The organism is Embleya sp. NPDC055664, from assembly GCF_053618075.1.
In genome coordinates, this window is the sequence record NZ_JBSHGZ010000001.1 from 1 (window position 1) to 19,650 (window position 19,650).

19 protein-coding genes are annotated in these 19,650 nt (G+C 70.1%); 14 read left to right on the forward strand and 5 right to left on the reverse strand.

Annotated elements, in window-relative coordinates; all coding sequences use genetic code 11:
* Positions 1-159: 159 nt before the first annotated feature.
* Positions 160-1,344 (forward strand): sensor histidine kinase, encoded by a 1,185-nt coding sequence (locus tag ACWGR4_RS00005; protein ID WP_452134166.1) that lies wholly within the window; start codon positions 160-162, stop codon positions 1,342-1,344.
* 238 nt (positions 1,345-1,582) lie between these two features.
* Entirely contained in the window at positions 1,583-2,533 is a 951-nt protein-coding gene (locus ACWGR4_RS00010) for an acyl-ACP desaturase (protein ID WP_452131836.1), read from the forward strand.
* A gap of 109 nt (positions 2,534-2,642) precedes the next feature.
* Here the strand turns inward: ACWGR4_RS00010 and ACWGR4_RS00015 are convergent, their stop codons facing one another.
* The 3 genes from ACWGR4_RS00015 to ACWGR4_RS00025 all read right to left on the reverse strand — a co-directional run bounded on the left by ACWGR4_RS00015 (position 2,643) and on the right by ACWGR4_RS00025 (position 5,490).
* Positions 2,643-3,836 carry an ABC transporter permease gene (locus ACWGR4_RS00015; protein ID WP_452131723.1) on the reverse strand — a complete coding sequence of 398 codons (1,194 nt, stop codon included), beginning with the start codon at positions 3,834-3,836 and terminating at the stop codon, positions 2,643-2,645.
* On the reverse strand, positions 3,833-4,849 hold the full coding sequence (locus ACWGR4_RS00020; protein ID WP_452131724.1) for an ABC transporter ATP-binding protein: 1,017 nt from the start codon (positions 4,847-4,849) through the stop codon (positions 3,833-3,835). The genes ACWGR4_RS00015 and ACWGR4_RS00020 overlap by 4 nt, the downstream gene beginning before the upstream one ends.
* A gap of 122 nt (positions 4,850-4,971) precedes the next feature.
* Positions 4,972-5,490, reverse strand: coding sequence for a gamma carbonic anhydrase family protein (locus ACWGR4_RS00025; RefSeq protein ID WP_379996092.1), 519 nt, complete (start codon positions 5,488-5,490; stop codon positions 4,972-4,974).
* Positions 5,491-5,740: 250 nt separating this feature from the next.
* Here ACWGR4_RS00025 and ACWGR4_RS00030 point away from each other — a divergent pair, with 250 nt between their 5' ends.
* Positions 5,741-6,037, forward strand: coding sequence for a DUF4193 domain-containing protein (locus tag ACWGR4_RS00030; RefSeq protein ID WP_078974949.1), 297 nt, complete (start codon positions 5,741-5,743; stop codon positions 6,035-6,037).
* Positions 6,038-6,301: 264 nt separating this feature from the next.
* Here the strand turns inward: ACWGR4_RS00030 and ACWGR4_RS00035 are convergent, their stop codons facing one another.
* A complete protein-coding gene (locus ACWGR4_RS00035) occupies positions 6,302-6,751 on the reverse strand; it encodes a DUF3093 domain-containing protein (RefSeq protein ID WP_379996094.1) in 450 nt (149 codons plus the stop codon).
* Positions 6,752-6,784: 33 nt separating this feature from the next.
* Positions 6,785-7,678 (reverse strand): SDR family oxidoreductase, encoded by an 894-nt coding sequence (locus ACWGR4_RS00040; RefSeq protein WP_379996096.1) that lies wholly within the window; start codon positions 7,676-7,678, stop codon positions 6,785-6,787.
* Positions 7,679-7,776: 98 nt separating this feature from the next.
* Between ACWGR4_RS00040 and ACWGR4_RS00045 the strand changes: the two genes are divergently transcribed.
* The 11 genes from ACWGR4_RS00045 (at position 7,777) to ACWGR4_RS00095 (ending at position 19,305) form a co-directional block, all read left to right on the forward strand.
* Positions 7,777-8,358, forward strand: a complete 582-nt coding sequence (locus ACWGR4_RS00045) for a PaaI family thioesterase (RefSeq protein ID WP_379996098.1) — start codon at positions 7,777-7,779, stop codon at positions 8,356-8,358.
* Positions 8,355-8,882, forward strand: coding sequence for a dUTP diphosphatase (gene dut / locus ACWGR4_RS00050; RefSeq protein WP_078974946.1), 528 nt, complete (start codon positions 8,355-8,357; stop codon positions 8,880-8,882). The genes ACWGR4_RS00045 and dut overlap by 4 nt, the downstream gene beginning before the upstream one ends.
* Before the next feature lies 1 nt (position 8,883).
* Complete coding sequence (locus ACWGR4_RS00055; protein ID WP_379996100.1) at positions 8,884-9,702, forward strand: DUF3710 domain-containing protein; 819 nt, start codon at positions 8,884-8,886, stop codon at positions 9,700-9,702.
* 341 nt (positions 9,703-10,043) lie between these two features.
* Positions 10,044-10,133 (forward strand): K(+)-transporting ATPase subunit F, encoded by a 90-nt coding sequence (gene kdpF / locus ACWGR4_RS00060; RefSeq protein WP_020555859.1) that lies wholly within the window; start codon positions 10,044-10,046, stop codon positions 10,131-10,133.
* On the forward strand, positions 10,134-11,798 hold the full coding sequence (gene kdpA / locus ACWGR4_RS00065) for a potassium-transporting ATPase subunit KdpA (RefSeq protein ID WP_379996103.1): 1,665 nt from the start codon (positions 10,134-10,136) through the stop codon (positions 11,796-11,798).
* Positions 11,795-13,909 (forward strand): potassium-transporting ATPase subunit KdpB, encoded by a 2,115-nt coding sequence (gene kdpB / locus ACWGR4_RS00070; protein WP_379996106.1) that lies wholly within the window; start codon positions 11,795-11,797, stop codon positions 13,907-13,909. The genes kdpA and kdpB overlap by 4 nt, the downstream gene beginning before the upstream one ends.
* A gap of 5 nt (positions 13,910-13,914) precedes the next feature.
* Positions 13,915-14,649, forward strand: coding sequence for a potassium-transporting ATPase subunit C (locus ACWGR4_RS00075; protein WP_452131725.1), 735 nt, complete (start codon positions 13,915-13,917; stop codon positions 14,647-14,649).
* Positions 14,650-14,725: 76 nt separating this feature from the next.
* Positions 14,726-17,290, forward strand: coding sequence for a DUF4118 domain-containing protein (locus ACWGR4_RS00080; RefSeq protein WP_379996110.1), 2,565 nt, complete (start codon positions 14,726-14,728; stop codon positions 17,288-17,290).
* The gene (locus ACWGR4_RS00085) at positions 17,287-17,961 is read left to right on the forward strand and encodes a response regulator (RefSeq protein ID WP_078974940.1); all 675 of its coding nucleotides are present in this window, start codon (positions 17,287-17,289) and stop codon (positions 17,959-17,961) included. The genes ACWGR4_RS00080 and ACWGR4_RS00085 overlap by 4 nt, the downstream gene beginning before the upstream one ends.
* 161 nt (positions 17,962-18,122) lie before the next feature.
* On the forward strand, positions 18,123-18,524 hold the full coding sequence (locus tag ACWGR4_RS00090) for an OB-fold nucleic acid binding domain-containing protein (RefSeq protein WP_078974939.1): 402 nt from the start codon (positions 18,123-18,125) through the stop codon (positions 18,522-18,524).
* A gap of 16 nt (positions 18,525-18,540) precedes the next feature.
* The gene (locus tag ACWGR4_RS00095; protein ID WP_379996113.1) at positions 18,541-19,305 is read left to right on the forward strand and encodes a DUF3159 domain-containing protein; all 765 of its coding nucleotides are present in this window, start codon (positions 18,541-18,543) and stop codon (positions 19,303-19,305) included.
* Positions 19,306-19,650 lie beyond the last annotated feature (345 nt).

Below are 19,650 nucleotides of genomic sequence, written 5' to 3' on the forward strand. Positions count from 1 at the left end.
GGCCGGCCGCCCCAGCCGCCGCGCCCCAGCGCGCCGCCGAGCGCGCCGCCCACCAAACCGAACCGGGAGCCCGCGCGCGAGGCGGGCCGCGACCCGCAGCGCCCGACCGCCGGCGGTCGGCGGCTGATCCTGGGCCGCGACGCCGACGACGCGGCGGAGATGTCGCGGCTGTCGCGGATGGCCCCCTCACAGCTTCCGGACCTGTTGCGGTCCACCATCAAGATGCGCCTGACCGCGCTCTACGGCGGCATGTTCGTGATCGCCGGGGTGCTCCTGCTCGCCACCGTCTACCTGCTGGTGCGGCAGAGCCTGAACGAGGGCCGGCTGAATCTGACCCTGGCCCCGAACACCTTGATGACCATCAACGGTGTGCCGATGACGCCCGACCAGTTCGACCAGTGGCAGAGCCTCCAGCAGATCCACCAGCGCGACGCGGCGCTGAACTCGCTCCTGCAGCAGTCGCTGCTCGCGCTGCTGCTGCTTTCGGTGATCGCCTTCGGCTTCGGCTACGTGATGGCGGGTCGGGTGTTGCGCCCGCTGGGGCGGATCACCTCCATCGCCCGCGAGGTGGCCGGATCCAACCTGCACCGGCGCATCGACCTGGAGGGGCCCGACGACGAGTTCAAGGAGCTGGCCGACACCTTCGACGACATGCTCGACCGGCTGGACCGCTCGCTGGAGTCGCAGCGCAAGTTCGTTGCCAACGCCTCGCACGAGTTGCGCACGCCGCTGGCGATCAACCGCACCCTCCTGGAGGTCGCGCTCGGCGACCCGGAGGCGTCGGTCGAGCTCAAACAGCTCGGCAAGACCCTGCTGGCCACCAACGAGCGCAGCGAGGGACTGATCGAGGGCCTGCTGCTGCTGGCCCGCAGCGACAACGAGCTGACCGAGCGCAAGCCGGTGGACCTGGCCGAGGTGGCCCGCCGCGCGGTGGACCAGACCGGCGCCGAGGCGGCCGAGCGCGAGGTGACCCTGCACGACGAGCTGGGTCCGGCCGTGCTCCAGGGCAACGGGGTGTTGTTGGAGCGGGTCGCGATGAACCTGATCCAAAACGCGGTGCGCTACAACCGGGCCGGCGGCACCGTCGACATCTCCACCGAGTCGGGCGCGGGTGTCGCGGTGCTGACCGTGACCAACACCGGGCCGGTGGTGCCCGCCTACGAGGTGGACAACATGTTCGAGCCGTTCCGGCGGCTGCGGACCGAACGGATCGCCAGCGACAAGGGCGTGGGCCTGGGGTTGTCCATCGTGCGTTCGATCGTGCGCGCGCACGGCGGCTGGATCGAGGTCGAGCCCCGGGAAGAGGGCGGGCTGATGATGCGGATCGGTTTCCCGATCGGCTGATCGCCCTCTGGTCACCGACTGTTTCCGGCCGGCGGCGGCCCGCTGTCGAGGGCCGCCGCGAGCGCCCGTATTCGTACGCATGTACGAGAGTCGGGGATCACATTTCCGTCTGAGGGTGGAACCAACCTACGCTGTCGTAAGTTACGGGAACGTAGGGACGCGTCGTGCGGGCGATGCACAGCGTCGTCCTCCCTGTCTGCCGCTGTACGACGCCGTCTGCCTATGCACTGGAGTGCCGATGAATCTTCTCGCCGCCGCACCGACCGGCCCGCACCTGCTTCGTGAGTTGGAGCAGGTCGTCGCCGTCGAGCTCGACCGCCATCTCGCCGCGGCCAAGGAGTGGTTCCCGCACGAGTACGTGCCGTGGAGCGCGGGTCGCGACTTCGACGGCGTACTCGGCGGCGAGGCGTGGACCCCGGAGGAGTCGGGGCTCACCGACGTCGGCCGGATAGCGCTGACGCTGAACCTGCTGACCGAGGACAACCTGCCCAGCTACCACTACGAGATCGCGGCGATGTTCGGCCGCGACGGCGCGTGGGGCACGTGGGTGCACCGGTGGACGGCCGAGGAGGGCCGGCACGGCATCGCGATCCGCGACTACCTGATGGCCGCCCGGGCGGTGGACCCGGTCGCGCTGGAGCGTTCGCGGATGGAACACATGGAGGCCGGCTACCAGGGCGACCACATGGACAATCCGCTGCACGTGATCGCCTACGTGACCTTCCAGGAGCTGGCCACCCGGGTCTCGCACCGCAACTCGGGCCGCACCTGCGGCGACCCGATCGCCGAGCAGCTGCTCGTGAAGGTGGCGACCGACGAGAACCTGCACATGGTCTTCTACCGGAACCTGCTCAGGGCCGCCTTCGAGATCGCGCCGGACCAGGCGATGCGCGCGGTGACCGACATGGTCACCGACTTCCGGATGCCCGGACACGGCATCGGCGGCTTCGAGCGCGCGGCGGTCAAGCTCGCCGTGGGTGGCGTGTACAACCTGCCGATCCACCAGAACGACGTGCTCCTGCCGGTGCTGCGCAACCTCAAGGTGATGGAGCGCACCGACCTGGGCCCCGAGGGCGAGAAGGCCCGCGAGGAGCTCGCGGTGTTCCTGGACGGCCTGAACACCCAGGCGACCCGCTTCGAGGAGCGCCGACTGGCCCTGGAGGCCCGCAAGGCGGCCAACCGCGCCTGACCGGCACCACGACGCGCGACGGGCCCGCCGCCTCCCGGACGGAGGCGGCGGGCCCGTCGTACGCGGTGCCCGGGTCGACCCCTGCCCGCCGTCGCGCGCGGTGCCCGGGTCAGCCCTTGCGGGCCGCGCCGAGGGACTCCCTGAAGCCGACCTTGCCGCCCATCCGCAACACCGCGCCCTCGTACATCCGGGCCGCGAGCCGCACCAGCCCCACCAGTGCCACCAGCGCGATCGCGAAGGCGACCAGGTTCTCCACCACCGACACCTCGTCGGCGGCGGTCAGCACCGGCTGGAGCATCGCCGAGAACGGCGGGACGTAGGCGAGCACGTGGGCGATCGTGCCGCCCTTTTGCCCGAGGAAGACGGCGGCCAGGAACGAGCCGATCAGCAGCGAGGTCATCGGCGTGATCACGTTCTGCAGATCCTCCTGGCGGGACACCCGTGCCGCCGCCGCGGCGAACATGCACGCGTAGAGCGCGTAGCCCACCACGAACCACAGCAGCACCAGCGCCACCGGATAGATCATCGCCGCGGTCAACTCGACGGTGCCGAGCGCGGTCGCCGCGGCCAGCCCGACCACCGCGGTCACCAGCATCTGCAGCAGCCCGAGCAGGCCGATCCCGAGGACCTTGCCGGTCAGCAGCGCCCGAGCGGGCACGGTGGCCAGCAGGATCTCCACGATCCGGCTCGACTTCTCCTCCACCACGCCGGTGGCCACCCACATGCAGAAGAGCATCAACATGCCGTAGAGCACCAGGGTGCCGACGAAGGCGATGCCCTTGCGCGCGTCGCGCTGGTCGGCGTCGGGATCCAGCGTGGTCTTGGGCATCGGCTGGATCGCCGACGCCTGGTTCACCGCGCCGGGGTCGATGCCGCGCGCGCTCAGCCGCAGATCGCGCTCCACAGTGGCCCAGGCGCTCTGCAGCACGGCCGCCAGCGGGTCGGACAGCTTGGAGTCCACCAGGATCCGGCCGTCGTCCACGACCGCGTCCAGCTTGCCGTCGGCCAGCGCCTTCTCCGCCGCCGCGCGGTCGGCCACCGTACCCACGCGCACGTCCACGTCGAGCAGCGCCGCCTGGCGCTCGGCGGTCTGCGCCAGCTGCGTGCTCTGCGGACCGAGGAAGGCCACGTCGTACTTGTCCGAGCCGCCGCCGAGCATGGCCGGGACGGTCACCGAGGCGAGCAGGATCACCAGCATGACGCCCACCGAGATCTGGAAACCCCGGTCCCGGATGCGCTCGGTGAACTCGCGGCGCGCGACCAGACGCACGGCGGACCAAAACGTGCTGCCACCGGTGCTCACGCGCCGACCTCCGATTCCTCGCCGACCGCCGGGTTCGAGCCCGCGGTGCCGCCTGTCTCCTCCGGGTTCGAGACCGGCGGGTCGCCTGCTTCCGGGGCGCCTGCCCCCGGGTCGGCGCCCTCGCCGTCGACCACCTCGCGGAAGAGTTCCGCAAGGGAAGGGGCGGCGGGCGCGAAGGCGAGCACCCGGCCCGCCGCCCGGGCCGCGTTCAGCAGCGTCTGCTCGCTCGTCCCCGGGAGCAGTTCGACCAACACCGCGTCCTCAGCGGCCGGGCCGAGCACCCGCACGCCGGGCAGCGCCTCCGCCCAGCCCGCGGGCGCCCCCACCACGCGCACCCGATAGCGCACCGCGCGATCGTCGCCGCGCAATTCGGCCACCGTGCCCGAGGCGTGCATGCGCCCGCCGTTGATGATCCCGACCGCGTCGCAGAGCGACTCGACGAGTTCGAGCTGATGGCTGGAGAAGACCACCGAGGCCCCCGCCGCGGTGCGCTCGCGCAACACACCTGCCATCACGTCCACACCGACCGGGTCCAGGCCGGAGAACGGCTCGTCCAGGACCAGCAGCTCCGGCTCGTGCACCAGCGCGGCGGCCAGCTGCACACGCTGCTGATTGCCCAGCGACAGGGTCTCCAGGCGGTCCCCGGGAGCGCCGGTCACCCGCAGCCGGGTCAACCAGTGCGCGGCCGACGTCTGCGCCTCGGTCCGCGACATCCCGTGCAGCTCGGCCAAGTAGACCAGCTGGTCCCGGATGCGCATCTTCGGATACAGGCCGCGTTCCTCCGGCATGTATCCCCAGCGTCGTCGCACCTTCCGGTCCACCGGGGCACCCCGCCAGCGGATCTCGCCCCGATCGGCCGCCAACACGCCCAGCGCGATGCGCATGGTCGTGGTCTTGCCCGCCCCGTTGGTGCCGACGAATCCGAACATCTGGCCTGGCTGTACGGTCAACGAGAGGTCGTCGAGGACGACCTTCGCGCCGAACCGTTTGTCCAGGCCGGCCAACTCGAGCACGTATCTCCCCGTATGGTTCCAACCCCCCGTGTCGCACTTATATACGGGTCGATCCGGGCATTCAAACCCGCGCCCGCGTGTGCGATCGGACACATCCGGTCAGCGTGGCCGGCGGCCGCGGATCAGTCCAGGCGGCGCAGGTCGCGGCGGAAACGGCGGCCGTTCTCGACGTAGCTGCGCACCGCCTCGGCGAACGCGCCGGGCTTGACGGCGTTCTCCCGAATCTTCGCCGGCACCCCGAGCGCCATCGCGTAGGACGGCACCTCGATCCGATTTCCGACCACCGCACCCGCTCCCACCAGGGCACCCGTGCGCACCACGGCCTGATGCATGACCACCGCGCCGTTGCCGACCAGGCAGCGATCCTCGATCACGCAGCCCTCCAAATGCACAATGTGACCGATCACGCACTCGTCGCCCACTACCGTCGGCCACGGCGCCGTGGTGTGCAGGACGCACCCGTCCTGCACCGACGTGCGCTCGCCGATCACGATGCGGCCGTGGTCCGCGCGCAATACGGCGCCCGGCCACACCGTAGAATCCGCGCCGATCTCCACGCTGCCGATCACGACCGCGTCCGGGTGCACATACGCATCGGGGTGCACCTTGGGTACTTGATCACCCAGCGCGTAGACCGTCACGATTCCTCCTGGTTGTGCAGGGCGGTACGGGGTTACAGTGGCCCCCCATCCAACCAAGTCACCTCTTTGGGGGTTCGGTTGGGTGTCGATTGCGTAACGAGCCTTGATGTAAGGCAAAATCTGCGCTTCGGGTCGGGCACAACTCCGGCCCCTCGCGCGTTACGTGCGCTGAAGGCATCGTCCAATGAAGGTTCAGGGGCGGTGCCTGCACGACTGAGCACCGCAGATCCACCCGGAGGGGGAGAGGTACATGGCAACCGACTACGACACCCCGCGTAAGACCGACGACGACATCAACGAAGACAGCATCGAGGAGCTGAAGGCTCGGCGCGTGGACAAGTCGGCCGGTTCGGTCGACGTCGACGAGTTCGAGCAGGCCGAGTCTCTCGAGCTTCCCGGCGCGGACCTCTCCAATGAGGAGCTGTCCGTCCGGGTCGTCCCGAAGCAGGCCGACGAGTTCACCTGCTCCAGCTGCTTCCTGGTGCACCACCGCAGCCAGCTGGCCAAGGAAAAGGACGGCCAGCCGATCTGCAGCGACTGCGCCTGACCGTGTTCGGTCGAGGACGACCGGCGATGAACGGCAACCCTGCACACGCCACACGGGTACCGGCAGGAGTTGGACCGTCGACGTTCGCCGAGCGTCCTTGAACACAAGGACACGACATGGGGCACAGGAGATACCGAAGACGCACGCATGACGTACGAAGTCGAACGTCCGCCGGCACAGGGCGGGCGTTCTTGACTGTCGGCGCCGGTCCGGATCGAGCCCTTTCGGCTCGATCGAGTCGGACCGGGCCCGCCCGCGACCGGGTCAGGCGCGGGCGCGCAGCGCGGCCACCACGTCGACAAGACGCTGGGGGTTGCGCGAGGACAGGTAGAGGTAGGGCGTCGGATCGGCCGGGTCGACGACCTCGATCCGCGCCGCCCCGGGGATGTAGGCGCGCAGCAGCATGAACGCGCGGGGGTCGGCGTTTTCCATCCGCAACGAGCGCGCCTGCTCGGGGTCGAGCGCGACGCCCGCGCCCAGCGCGCTCAGCGGCACCCGCGCGCGCCCCGCGCACACCTCGGTCTCGGTCACGGTGATCCGCGCCGAGCCGTAGGCGCTCGTGGCCCAGGCGGTCAGTGCGCCCAGGACCAGGGTGAGCACGATGGTCGGCACGATCCCGAAGGCCAGGCCCACCAGCCCGCCCGAGACGGCCATGAGCACGGTCAGGGCCCACCACGAGGCCGGCACGCCGAGTCGTTCGCTGTACGCCTGCATGGCCCCAAGCCTGTCATGGGCGGCCCGCGGGTTTCAGCGGGGGCCGTGCCGCCGGGTCAACCGGGCGAGGGCGCGGGTGACCCGCTCCGGGGGCGTACGCAGGCCCGTCGCCACTCCTTTGGCGTAATCCGAAAGCACGGTCGGGGCCAGCAGGTCCAGCGCCGCCCCGGCCCGGGCGTCGTTGCCCACCAGATAGCGCGGACGCGGGCGGGGCACGCTCAGTGCGGTGCGCACCGCGTGCGCCACCGGAGCCGGATCGGGCAGCGTCTTGGCCCGCCGCAACACCTCGTCGGCGACCTCGTAGGAGTCGTGGTACGCCGACGTCTTGCGCGGCGGCATCCGGGCCATGCTCCGCTCCCAGATGTCGGTGCCGAAGCTGCCCGGTTCGATCAGCACCACCTTGACGCCGAAACCGGCGGTCTCGATCCGCAGCGCGTTCGAGATCGCCGCCAGGCCCTGCTTGCTCGCGCAGTACCAGCCCACGAAGGGCGAGGAGACCCGGCCGGAGATCGAGGAGATGTTGACGATCCGCCCGTCGCGGCGGCGGCGCATCTGCGGCAGGACCAGGCGCGCGATCCGCGCGGGCGCGACCAGGTTGGTCTCCAGCTGCGCGCGGACCCCCTCGTCGTCCACGTCCTCGATCGCGCCGGGCTGGGCGATGCCGGCGTTGTTGACCACCGCCCACGGGCCGCCGTCGGTCATCTGGGCGATCTCGGTGAAGGCCCGCACCGTCGAGGTGGCGTCGGCGACGTCGAGCAGGACCGTGCGCACGCCCACCTCGGCCCGCTCGGCGCTCTCGCGCAGCCGCTCGGCCTTCTCCTCGGTCCGGGCGGTGCCGATCACGTCGAACCCGGATCCGGCCAGTTCCAGGGCGACGGCCAGGCCGATCCCACCGGTCGCCCCGGTGACGACCACACTCTTGGTCATGCGCTTCCTTCCGTCCCGCGACCCTCTCGGGCCGCGGCGCTCGAGGCCCCCGAGCCTCTGCGCAGGTGTCGGTCGGAACGACGGTAGTGTCCTTCGGCGTGAGTCGACCAACATCCCTGACCCCGCCTCCGGAAGCGGTGGTGCCCCAGCCCCACCCGGACGCCCCGTCGCCCGGCACCGAGCTGGGCGAGCACTACAGCGACTGCTTCGGCTGCGGCGAGGCCGCCCCGGGCGGGCTGCGCCTTCGTACGCGCGCCGGCGAGGGCGTATCCGTGGACGCCGAGTTCACCGTCACCACCCAGCACCAGGGCGCCCCGGGCCTGGCCCACGGCGGGCTGCTGACCTGCGCGTTCGACGAGGCGCTCGGGGCGATCGGATACATGCTGCACACCACGGCGGTGACCGGGCACCTGGAGACGGACTTCCGCCGCCCGGTGCCGGTGGGCAGCACCCTGTACATCCACGCCTGGTGCGAGGCGGTGGCCGGCCGCAAGATCTACTCGCGTGCGGTGGGCCGGCTCGACGCCGCGGACGGGCCGATCGCGGTCGAGGCGGCTGCGTTGTTCGTCAGCGTCGGACTCGAGCACTTCGTCGACAATGGACGTGCGGAGGAAGTTCGGCGCGTGCTGGACAACCCCGATTTGATCAAGGCAGGCCGAGCGTTCGAGGTGAACCCGTGAGCACGAGTGTGGACGTCCTGGTGCGTCGGCTCGACCCCGAATTGCCGCTGCCCGCGTACGAGCACCCCGGCGACGCCGGCGCCGACCTGGTGACCGCGCAGGACGCGGAGATCGCCCCCGGCGAGCGTGTGGTGCTGCCCACGGGCATCGCGATCGCGCTGCCCGACGGCTACGCCGCGTTCGTGCATCCGCGCTCGGGACTCGCCGCGCGGTGCGGAGTATCCCTGGTGAACGCCCCGGGCACAGTCGATGCGGGATACCGTGGCGAAATCAAGGTTGTCGTGGTCAATCACGACCTGCGTACGCCGGTCGTCTTCCGACGCGGCGACCGCATCGCCCAACTCGTGATCCAACGGGTCGAGCGAGCGGGGTTCCACGAGGTCGCCGAACTGCCCGGGTCCGGGCGGGGCGAAGGCGGCTTCGGTTCCACCGGCGGGCACGCGGCGGTCGGCGTTTCGAGCGTCGGCGCGGCGGGCAGCGCGGGCATCGTGCAACACTCGGCTTCCGACAGGGAAGGACTGTGACGTGTTCGGTCGTCGCCGACGCAGCGAAAAGGATGATCTGCCCGTCGAGGAGCGCGAAGACCTCGACGAGATCATCGAGGACGAGGACGATGCCGACGAGGCGCCCGACGCCGGAGCCGCATCGGACTCCGACGACGCGGACCTCGACGAGCTGAGTCGACCGGTCCCGCCCGCGCCCCGGCCGGACGGACCGTGGGACTTCGACGAGCTCGAGGATCCGCACGAGGATCGCATCGACCTCGGCGGGATGCTCATCCCGGCCGATCCGCGGATGGAATTGCGGGTCGAGGTCTCCAACGACATGATCATCGCGGCCACCGTGGTGCTGGAGGACAGCGGCCTGCAGCTGCAGGCGTTCGCCGCCCCGCGCAACGAGAGCATCTGGCACGAGGTGCGCGCCGAGATCGCCTCCGGCATCACCCAGCAGGGTGGTGTCGTGGACGAGCAGGACGCGGGCCTGGGCTGGGAGCTGCGGGCCCAGGTGCCGGTCCAGCTCCCCGACGGCACGCAGGGCCACCAGCTGGTCCGGTTCGTCGGCTGCGACGGCCCGCGCTGGTTCCTGCGCGGGGTGATCTCCGGCCGGGCCGCGGTGGATCCCGCCGTGGGCGCCGACCTGGAGGCCATGTTCCGCGACACCGTCGTGGTCCGCGGCAACGACCCGATGGCGCCGCGCGACCCGATCCTGCTGCGCCTGCCGGAGAACGCCCAGGTGGACCCGAACAGCGGGCTCGCGGTGCCGCAGCAGGGCGCCGAGGACAACCGCTTCGCGGGCGACCTGGACCCCTTCCAGCGCGGCCCGGAGATCACCGAGGTGCGCTAGCTACACCGCTCCACCGCTGTACCCCGAGGACACCGAAGCCCGGTTCCGCCGAAAGGCGGAACCGGGCTTTGTGCGTACGCGGTTCCGGGCGCTCGCGAATCTTGATGTCAAGGGCGCGTCAAGAAGGCATATAAGCACGTTAGGGCGCCGCCAACGCTTTCGGTTTTGCCCCTTTTATGGTGACTTTTGACGGCTTGGAACTGCTATCAATGAGCTCGCCACGGGCGATCAAGCGCCCGTCCGTTCCAAGGAGTACGCGCGATGGCTGATCTGGCCTTCGTATGCCTGACGATCGCGTTCTTCGCGCTGGTCGTCGTGATCGCCAAGGGGGTGGCGAAGCTGTGAACGCGGACAGCATCGTCGGCCTGAGCGTCGCCATCGCCCTGCTCGGCTACCTGGTCCTGGCCCTGATCTTCCCCGAGAGGTTCTAGGTGAGCGTCACGCTCGCGGGGATACTCCAGCTGTCCCTGCTGATAGCCGTCCTGGCCGCGGTACATCGCCCCTTCGGCGACTACATGGCCCGCGTGTACTCCAGTGACAAACACCTGCGCGGCGAGCGCGTCCTGTACAAGCTGATCGGCGCCGATCCGAACGCCGAACAGCGCTGGACCGTCTACCTGCGCAGCGTGCTCGGGTTCTCCATGTTCTCGCTGCTCGGGCTCTACGCCCTGCAGCGGTTCCAGGACCACCTGCCGTTCGACCTCGGGATGAAGCCGATCACGCCGGACCAGGCGTTCAATACTGCGGCGTCGTTCACGGCGAACACGAACTGGCAGTCGTACTCCGGTGAGACCGCCATGGGCCACACGGTCCAGATGGTCGGCCTGACCGTGCAGAACTTCGTGTCGGCCGCCGTCGGCATGGCCGTGGCGATCGCGCTGGTGCGCGGGTTCGTGCGGGTCCGCTCGGGTGAGATCGGCAACTTCTGGGTCGACCTGATCCGCGGTTCGATCCGGATCCTGCTGCCCATCGCGATCATCGGCACGATCGTGCTCGTCGCGTCCGGCACGATCCAAAACCTCTCCGACCCGCACACCGTGCAGACGTTGTCGGGCGGGACGCAGACCATCCCCGGCGGTCCGGTGGCCTCGCAGGAGGTGATCAAGGAGCTGGGCACCAACGGTGGCGGCTTCTTCAACGCCAACTCGGCGCACCCGTTCGAGAACCCGAACGCCTTCACCAACCTGTTCGAGATCTTCCTGATCCTGGTCATCCCCTTCTCCATGCCGCGCACCTTCGGCCGGCTCGTGGGCAACCTCAAGCAGGGCTACGCGATCCTCGCCGCGATGTTCGTGATCTGGTTCGTCGCGGTCTGCCTGATGTGGTGGACCGAGGCGCACGGCAACGGCGCCGGGCCGGAACTGGCCGGCGGCGCGATGGAGGGCAAGGAACAGCGGTTCGGCATCCCCGGCTCGTCGGTCTTCGCGGTCTCCACCACGATGACCTCCACCGGCGCGGTCAACTCGTTCCACTCCTCGTTCACCGGCCTCGGCGGCGGCATCACCATGCTGGGCATGATGCTCGGCGAGATCACGCCGGGCGGCGTCGGCTCGGGCCTGTACGGGATCCTGATCATGGCGATCCTGGCGGTCTTCGTGGCCGGTCTGATGGTCGGCCGCACGCCCGAATACCTGGGCAAGAAGATCGGCGCCGGCGAGATGAAGCTGGTCGCGATGTACATCCTCGTGGTGCCGGCGACCATTCTGACCTTCACCGGCATCGCCATCGCGCTGCCCGGTGAACAGGCGGCGATCCTCAACTCCGATTCGCCACACGGCATCTCGGAGGTGCTGTACGCGTTCACCTCGGGGGCGAACAACAACGGCAGCGCGTTCGCCGGGCTCGGCGCGAACACCGAGTTCTACAACACGACGATCGGGTTGGCCATGCTGATCGGCCGGTTCGTGCCGATCGCACTGGTGCTGGCCCTGGCCGGTCGACTCGCCGAACAAAAGAGCGTCCCCGACACCGCGGGCACCCTGCAGACGCACAAGCCCCTGTTCGTGGGCCAACTCGTCGGCGTGATCCTGATCATCACCGGCCTCACCTTCTTCCCCGCCCTGGCTCTCGGGCCGCTTGCCGAGGGATTGGCATGACAGACACCGCAATACGCCCCACCGAAGAACACGTCGATGCCCCCGCCGGCCCCGGCCGGGTCTCGGCCGGCCTGTTCGAACCCCGTCAACTGCTGAAGTCGCTGCCCGGCGCGCTGCGCAAGCTCGACCCCCGGATCATGGTCCGCACCCCGGTCATGTTCGTGGTCGAGATCGGCTCGGTGATCACCACCGTCATGGCGATCAAGGACCCGAGCACCTTCGCCTGGCTGGTCGCCGTCTGGCTGTGGCTGACCGTGGTGTTCGCCAACCTGGCCGAGGCGGTCGCCGAAGGGCGCGGCAAGGCGCAGGCGGACACGCTGCGCAAGGCCAAGACCGACACGGTCGCCCGCCGCCTGGTCGACGGCCGCGAGGAGAAGGTCGCGGCCACCGCGTTGGCCATCGGCGACCTGGTGGTCTGCGAGGCCGGCGACATCATCCCCGGTGACGGCGACGTCGTCGACGGGGTCGCGAGTGTGGACGAGTCGGCGATCACCGGCGAGTCCGCGCCGGTGATCCGCGAGTCGGGCGGGGACCGCTCGGCGGTCACCGGCGGCACGAAGGTGCTGTCGGACCGGATCGTCGTCAAGATCACCACCGAGCCCGGCAAGACCTTCATCGACCGGATGATCGCCCTGGTCGAGGGCGCCGCCCGGCAGAAGACGCCGAACGAGATCGCGCTCAACATCCTGCTCGCGTCGCTGACGATCATCTTCCTGTTCGCGGTCGTCACGCTGCAGCCGATGGCGATGTACGCGCACGCCGAGCAGTCGATGATCATCCTCGTCGCGCTGCTGATCTGCCTGATCCCGACCACCATCGGGGCGCTGCTGTCGGCGATCGGCATCGCCGGCATGGACCGACTGGTGCAGCGCAACGTGCTGGCCATGTCGGGGCGCGCCGTGGAGGCGGCGGGCGACGTGTCGACGCTGCTGCTCGACAAGACCGGCACGATCACGCTGGGCAACCGGCAGGCGTCGGAGTTCGTCCCCGTGGACGGGGTGGAGGAGGCGGAACTGGCCGACGCGGCGCAACTGTCCTCGCTCGCCGACGAGACGCCCGAGGGCCGCTCGATCGTGGTGCTGGCCAAGGAGCGGTACGGGCTGCGCGAGCGGCACCAGGGCGAACTCGCCCATGCCGAGTGGATCGCCTTCACCGCGCAGACCCGGATGTCGGGTGTGGACCTGAGCGACGAGCGCGGCGTGCGCATGGTCCGCAAGGGCGCCGCCTCCGCGATCAACGCCTGGGTGTCCGAACGCGGCGGCAACGTCCCCGCCCGGTCCGGCGAACTGGTCGACGCCATCTCCGCCGCCGGCGGCACGCCGCTCCTGGTCGCGGTCGAGGACACCGAGGGCGCCCGGATCCTGGGCGTCATCCACCTCAAGGACGTGGTCAAGGAGGGCATGCGGGAGCGCTTCGACGAGCTGCGCCGCATGGGCATCCGCACGGTGATGATCACCGGCGACAACCCGCTGACCGCCAAGGCGATCGCGGACGAGGCGGGCGTGGACGACTTCCTCGCCGAGGCCACCCCCGAGGACAAGCTCGCGCTGATCAAGCGCGAGCAGGCGGGCGGCAAGCTGGTCGCGATGACCGGCGACGGCACCAACGACGCGCCGGCGCTGGCCCAGGCCGATGTCGGCGTGGCGATGAACACCGGCACCTCGGCGGCCAAAGAGGCCGGGAACATGGTCGACCTCGACTCGAACCCGACCAAGCTGATCGAGATCGTGGAGATCGGCAAGCAGTTGCTGATCACGCGCGGCGCGCTGACCACGTTCTCCATCGCCAACGACGTCGCGAAGTACTTCGCGATCATCCCGGCCATGTTCGCGAGCATCAAGGGCGCCGAGGCCCTGGGCCCGCTGGACAAGCTCAACATCATGCAGCTCGCCACCCCCGAGTCGGCGATCATCTCGGCGGTGATCTTCAACGCCCTGATCATCGTCGCCCTGATCCCGCTGGCCCTGCGCGGTGTGCGCTATCGGCCGATGTCGGCCGACAAGCTGCTCGCCCGCAACCTGCGGATCTACGGACTCGGCGGCCTGATCGCCCCGTTCGTCGGGATCAAGATCATCGACCTGCTCGTCTCGCTCATCCCCGGAATCGGTTGATTCAGATGGCCACCAACTTCAGTACCCGCATCCGCGTCCTGGGCGCGGCCCTGCGCGCCTTCCTCGTCCTCACCGTGCTCCTGGGCATCCTGTATCCGCTGTCGATGACCGGGATCGCCCAGGCGCTGTTCAAGGACAACGCCGACGGCTCGATGGTCGGTGTGAACGGCAAGGACGTCGGCTCCAGCCTGATCGGCCAGTCCTTCGACCTCGTCGACGCCCAGGGCAACCCGCGCAAGTTCGACGCGGACGGCCGCGAGGTGCTGGCGACGGCGGACGGCGCCGGATACACCTACCTCCAGGGCGGCGGCGCGCTGACCGCCGAGCAGGCGGCGGGCGTCGGTACGCTGCCCGACCCGAAGTGGTTCCAGCCGCGTCCGTCGGCCGCGAACTACGACGGCCTCGGTTCGGGCGCGTCCAACTACGGCCCCGAGAACCCGACCTTCGTCAAGCTCGTCGCCGACCGCAAGGCACAGGTGGCCAAGTTCAACGGCGTCGGAGAGGACCGGGTCCCCGTGGACGCGGTCACCGCGAGCGGATCCGGCCTGGACCCGCACATCTCCAGGGCGTACGCGCTGATCCAGGTCGAGCGGGTGGCCAAGGAGCGCGGCAACCTGGACGTTGCCAAGGTGCGCGCGCTGGTCGACAAGCACGAGGACGGACGTAACATCGGCTTCCTCGGCCAGGAGCGGGTGAACGTGCTGGAGCTCAACATCGCCCTCGCCAAGCTCGCCCGCTGACGGGGCGGTCACGATGTTCGCGGGTCGGAGCGTGCCGGTGCCGGCACCCTCCGACCCGAGACAGAGAATGGATGTCATGGCACGCGGCAAGCTCCGGATCTATCTCGGTGCGGCGCCCGGCGTCGGCAAGACCTACGCGATGTTGGGCGAGGGGCAGCGTCGGCGCAGGCGCGGCAGCGACGTCGTGGTCGGTTTCGTGGAATGCCACGGCCGACCCAGCACCGAGGAGGCACTTCAGGGTCTGGAGGTGGTCCCCCGGCGGGACATGGTCCACCGAGGCGGCTCGTTCACCGAGATGGACGTGGACGCGGTGATCACCCGGCGGCCGAAAATCGCCCTCGTCGACGAACTCGCGCACACCAATGTGCCCGGCTCGCGCAACGAGAAGCGCTGGCAGGACATCGAGGAAATCCTCGACGCGGGGATCGACGTGATCTCCACGGTCAACGTGCAGCACCTCGAATCGCTCAACGACGTGGTCGAGTCGATCACAGGCGTGCCCCAGCGCGAGACCGTGCCCGACGAGGTGGTCCGCCGGGCCGACCAGATCGAACTGGTCGACATGGCGCCGGAGGCACTGCGCCGGCGAATGGCACACGGCAACGTGTACGCGCCGGAGAAGGTCGACGCGGCGCTGTCCAACTACTTCCGGGTCGGCAACCTGACCGCGCTGCGCGAGTTGGCGCTGCTGTGGACCGCGGACCGGGTGGACGAATACCTCCAGCAGTACCGCAGCGAACACCAGATCGACGCGACCTGGCCGGCGCGCGAGCGCATCGTCGTCGGCCTGACCGGCGGCCCCGAGGGTGAGACGCTGCTGCGCCGCGCCGCGCGGATCGCCACCCGCGGCTCCGGCGGCGAACTGCTCGCGGTCTACGTCTCGCGCAGCGACGGCCTCACCGGCGCCTCCCCGGAGGCGCTGGCCCGCCAGCGCGCGCTGGTCGAGTCGCTCGGCGGCACCTTCCACTCGGTGGTCGGCGAGAACGTGCCCACCGCGCTGCTGTCCTTCGCGCGCGGCGTCAACGCGACGCAGATCGTGCTCGGCAGCAGCCGGCGCAAGCCCTGGCAGTACCTGTTCGGCCCCGGCGTGGGCGCCACCGTCGCCGCGCAGTCCGGCGACATCGACACGCACATCGTCACCCACGAACACGCGGGCGTGGGGCGGGTGCTGCGCCCACTGCGCTCACCCCTGGGGCGCGGCAGGCGGCTCGCGTCGTGGGCGGTGACGGTGATCGGGCCGGTCGCGCTCACCTTCATCCTGGACGCGACGCGCGGCAGCCACGGGTTGTCCACCGAGATGTTGCTGTTCCTGACGGTCACCGTCGCGGTCGCCCTCATCGGCGGCCTGTGGGCCTCGATCCTGACCGCCGTGGTGTCCTCGGTCCTGCTCAACTACTACTTCACGCCGCCGCTGCACAACCTGACCATCGCCGACCCGGAGAACATGCTCGCGCTCGGCATCTTCGTGCTGGTCGCGCTGTCGGTGGCCTCGGTGGTGGACCTGGCGGCCAGGCGCACCCACCAGGCCGCGCGCAGCCAGGCCGAGGCGCAGACCCTGAGCTTTTTGGCGGGCAGCGTGCTGCGCGGCGAGCAGGCGCTGCCGGCGCTGCTCGACCGCGTGCGCGAGACGTTCGGGATGGAGTCGGTCGCGCTGCTCCAGCGCGAGGAACACCACAGCCCGTGGTCGTGCGTCGGCAGCGTGGGACCGCATCCCGCGATCAGGCCCGACGACGCCGACGTGGACGTGCCGGTGTCCGACTCGCTCGCGCTCACCCTGTCCGGGCGGGTGTTGCCGGCCGAGGACCGGCGGGTGCTCGGGGCGTTCGCGGCGCAGGCCGCGGTGGTCCTGGAGCGCCGGCAACTGGTCGCGGAGGCCGCGCAGGCGCGGCAGCTCAAGGAGGGCAACCGGATCCGCACCGCGCTGCTCGCCGCCGTCTCGCACGACCTGCGCACCCCGCTGGCCACGATCAAGGCGAGCGTGTCCAGCCTGCGGGCCGAGGACGTGAGCTGGTCGGAGGAGGACGAGGCGGAGCTGCTCGCGGCGATCGAGTTCGGCGCCGATCGGCTGGACACGCTGATCGGCAATCTGCTCGACATGAGCCGGTTGCAGACGGGTACGGTCACCCCGCTGATGGGCGACATCGGTCTGGACGAGGTGGTGCCGGGCGCGCTGGCCGGGGTGGCCGAGGAGCGGGTGGCGCTGGACATCCCCGAGACGCTGCCGGCGGTGTGCGCGGACGCGGGGCTGTTGGAGCGGGTACTGGCCAACGTGATCGAGAACGCGGTCAAGCACAACCCGCCGGGCCGCCGGGTACACGTGTCGGCCGGCGCGCTCAGGGACCGGGTCGAACTGCGGGTGGCCGACCGCGGTCCCGGGGTGCCGGACGAGTCGAAGGGGCGGATCTTCGAACCGTTCCAACGCCTGGGCGACGCGCCGAAGGGCAACGGGGTGGGACTCGGGCTTGCGGTCGCCCGCGGCTTCGCGGAGGCCATGGACGGCACACTGACCGCGGAGGACACCCCCGGTGGCGGATTGACGATGGTGCTGGCACTGCGCACGGCCGGATCGCCGGCCGGCGGCGCGGTCGCGGGATCCACCCCCGCGGCCGAGGAACGAACCACTTGGGAGGAACAACGATGACACGGGTCCTGGTCGTCGACGACGAGCCACAGATCGTGCGGGCCCTGGCCATCAACCTCAAGGCCCGCGGCTACGACGTGGACACCGCGGGCGACGGTACGGCGGCGCTGACCGCCGCCGCGGACCGGCATCCGGACGTGGTGCTGCTGGACTTGGGGCTGCCGGACATCGACGGGGTCGAGGTGATCAAGGGTCTGCGCGGGTGGACCAGGATCCCGATCATCGTGCTGTCCGCGCGGCACGCCTCGGCCGAGAAGGTCGCGGCCCTGGACGCGGGCGCGGACGACTATGTGACGAAGCCGTTCGGGATGGACGAGCTGCTGGCCCGGCTGCGGGCGGCGGTGCGGCGCGCGGTGCCGGAGGAGGAGGCGCCGGTCGTGGTCACCGACTCGTTCACGGTGGACCTCGCGGCCAAGCGGGTCTCGCGCGACGGCGCGGACGTGCGACTGACGCCGACCGAGTGGCATCTGCTGGAGGTGCTGGTCCGGCACGCCGGCCGGCTGGTCAGCCAGCGGGCGCTGTTGCAGGAGGTGTGGGGGCCGCAGTACGGGACGGAGACGAACTATCTGCGGGTCTACATGGCGCAACTGCGGCGCAAGCTGGAGCACGACCCGTCGCACCCCAGGCATCTGCTGACCGAGCCCGGGATGGGGTATCGGTTCGAGGGTTAGCGCCGCGCCTTGCCGGCGCGGTGCGGTTCGTGGACCGCGGGCGTGGCGCGACGCGGCGGCGGGGTCCGGGGCCGGTGGTGTCGGTCGGGCCGTGGGGGCCGACGGTGGGTGGGAGGTTTCGGACCTCGGAGGGCCGTGGGATAGGCGGTACCCTTGCCGGCATGAGTGGTAGCGCAGCCGGCGTGGAGCGTAGATCCGGGCGATTGCGGCGGATGTTGGATCGATGGACGTCGACCCATGAGGAGTTGCACGCCGAGGAGCTGCTGCACGACACCCAGCGGCTGGGCTGCACGAAGATCGTGGACGTGGTCGAGCGGGATCTGATCACGGTCGGCGGCACGCTGCGCACGGTGACCTTCCGGCCGCGGGCGGGCGTACCCGCGCTCGAGGCGGAGATCTACGACGGATCGGGCGCGTTGTCGGTGGTCTGGTTGGGTCGGCGGCGAATAGCCGGGATCGAGCCGGGGCGGCAGTTGGTCGCCCACGGTCGGGTCAGCACCACTCAGGGGCGGCCCGTTCTGTTCAACCCCAGGTATGAACTGCGCCCCGTCGGCCGAGAGTGAACGAGTGACCGCCTCCATGGATAAACCCGCTTCCGGCGCGCCCGGCGACCGCCAGGCCCCCACCGACAGCGCGGCCTCGATGATCGCCGCCTTCGGCGGTGTTCGGGGCATGATCGACATGACCGTGCCGGGGCTGGTCTTCGTGATCGCCTACACGATCAGTCGGTCCACCTGGACGGCGGCGATGACCGCCGGCGGTGTCGCGCTGGCGTTCGCGGTGGTACGGATCATCCGCCGGGAGACGCTGCAGCACGCGCTCGGCGGCTTCCTGGGCGTCGCGCTGGCCGGGTGGATCGCGGTGAAGTCCGGCAAGGCGGAGAACTTCTACGCGTTCGGGATGTTGTTGTCGGGCGGCTACGCGCTCGCCTACCTGATCTCGATTCTGGTCCGCTGGCCGATCATCGGCGTCCTGCTCGGCCCGATGCTGGGCGAGAACTTCACCTGGCGGCGGATCCCGGCCCGCTACGCGGCGTACCGCAAGGCCACCTGGGTCTGGTTCGTCATGTTCGTGCTGCGCATCGTGATCCAGATCCCGATCTACTGGACGGGCAACGTCACGGCTCTGGGCATCGCGAAGGTCGCGCTGGGTGTGCCGCCGTTCCTGGTGGCCTGCTACATCACCTGGCTGATCATGTCCAAGGCTCCGCCGCCGGTGAAGGTCGCCGACGAGGAGGACGAGGGCGAGGGTGCGGAGGGGGAGCGTGCCGCCGGCGTGGAGTCGGGCGCGGCTCCGGTGGTGGAGCAGCGCGACGAGCGGCGGGAAGGCCGCGTCGCGGACTGAGCGGGGCGGGTCGAGCCCGGAAGGGCGAGTTCGGAAGGGCGAGTCCGGCATTCGTTCGGGCTTGCCATTTCGGCTTGGCGCGCTCGTATTTTCTGCTTGTGTGTCCGGCTTCTTTTTCCGGACCGCGTTCTCGGTTTGCGGCACGACGGGCGTCGCGGCGTGCGTGCGGATTTTCGCTTCGACCTCGGTTCCCGCTTCGATTCCGGCTACCGTTGTCCGGCTGTCGGAGTTTATTATCGGAAGATTTGCCGAATTGGTCGCTCGAGTGATCATTCCTGCCGAGAACTCCGGTCGATCCCGGAGAATTTGGACCAGCTGCGGTCGAATCAGTCATTACCGCATGAT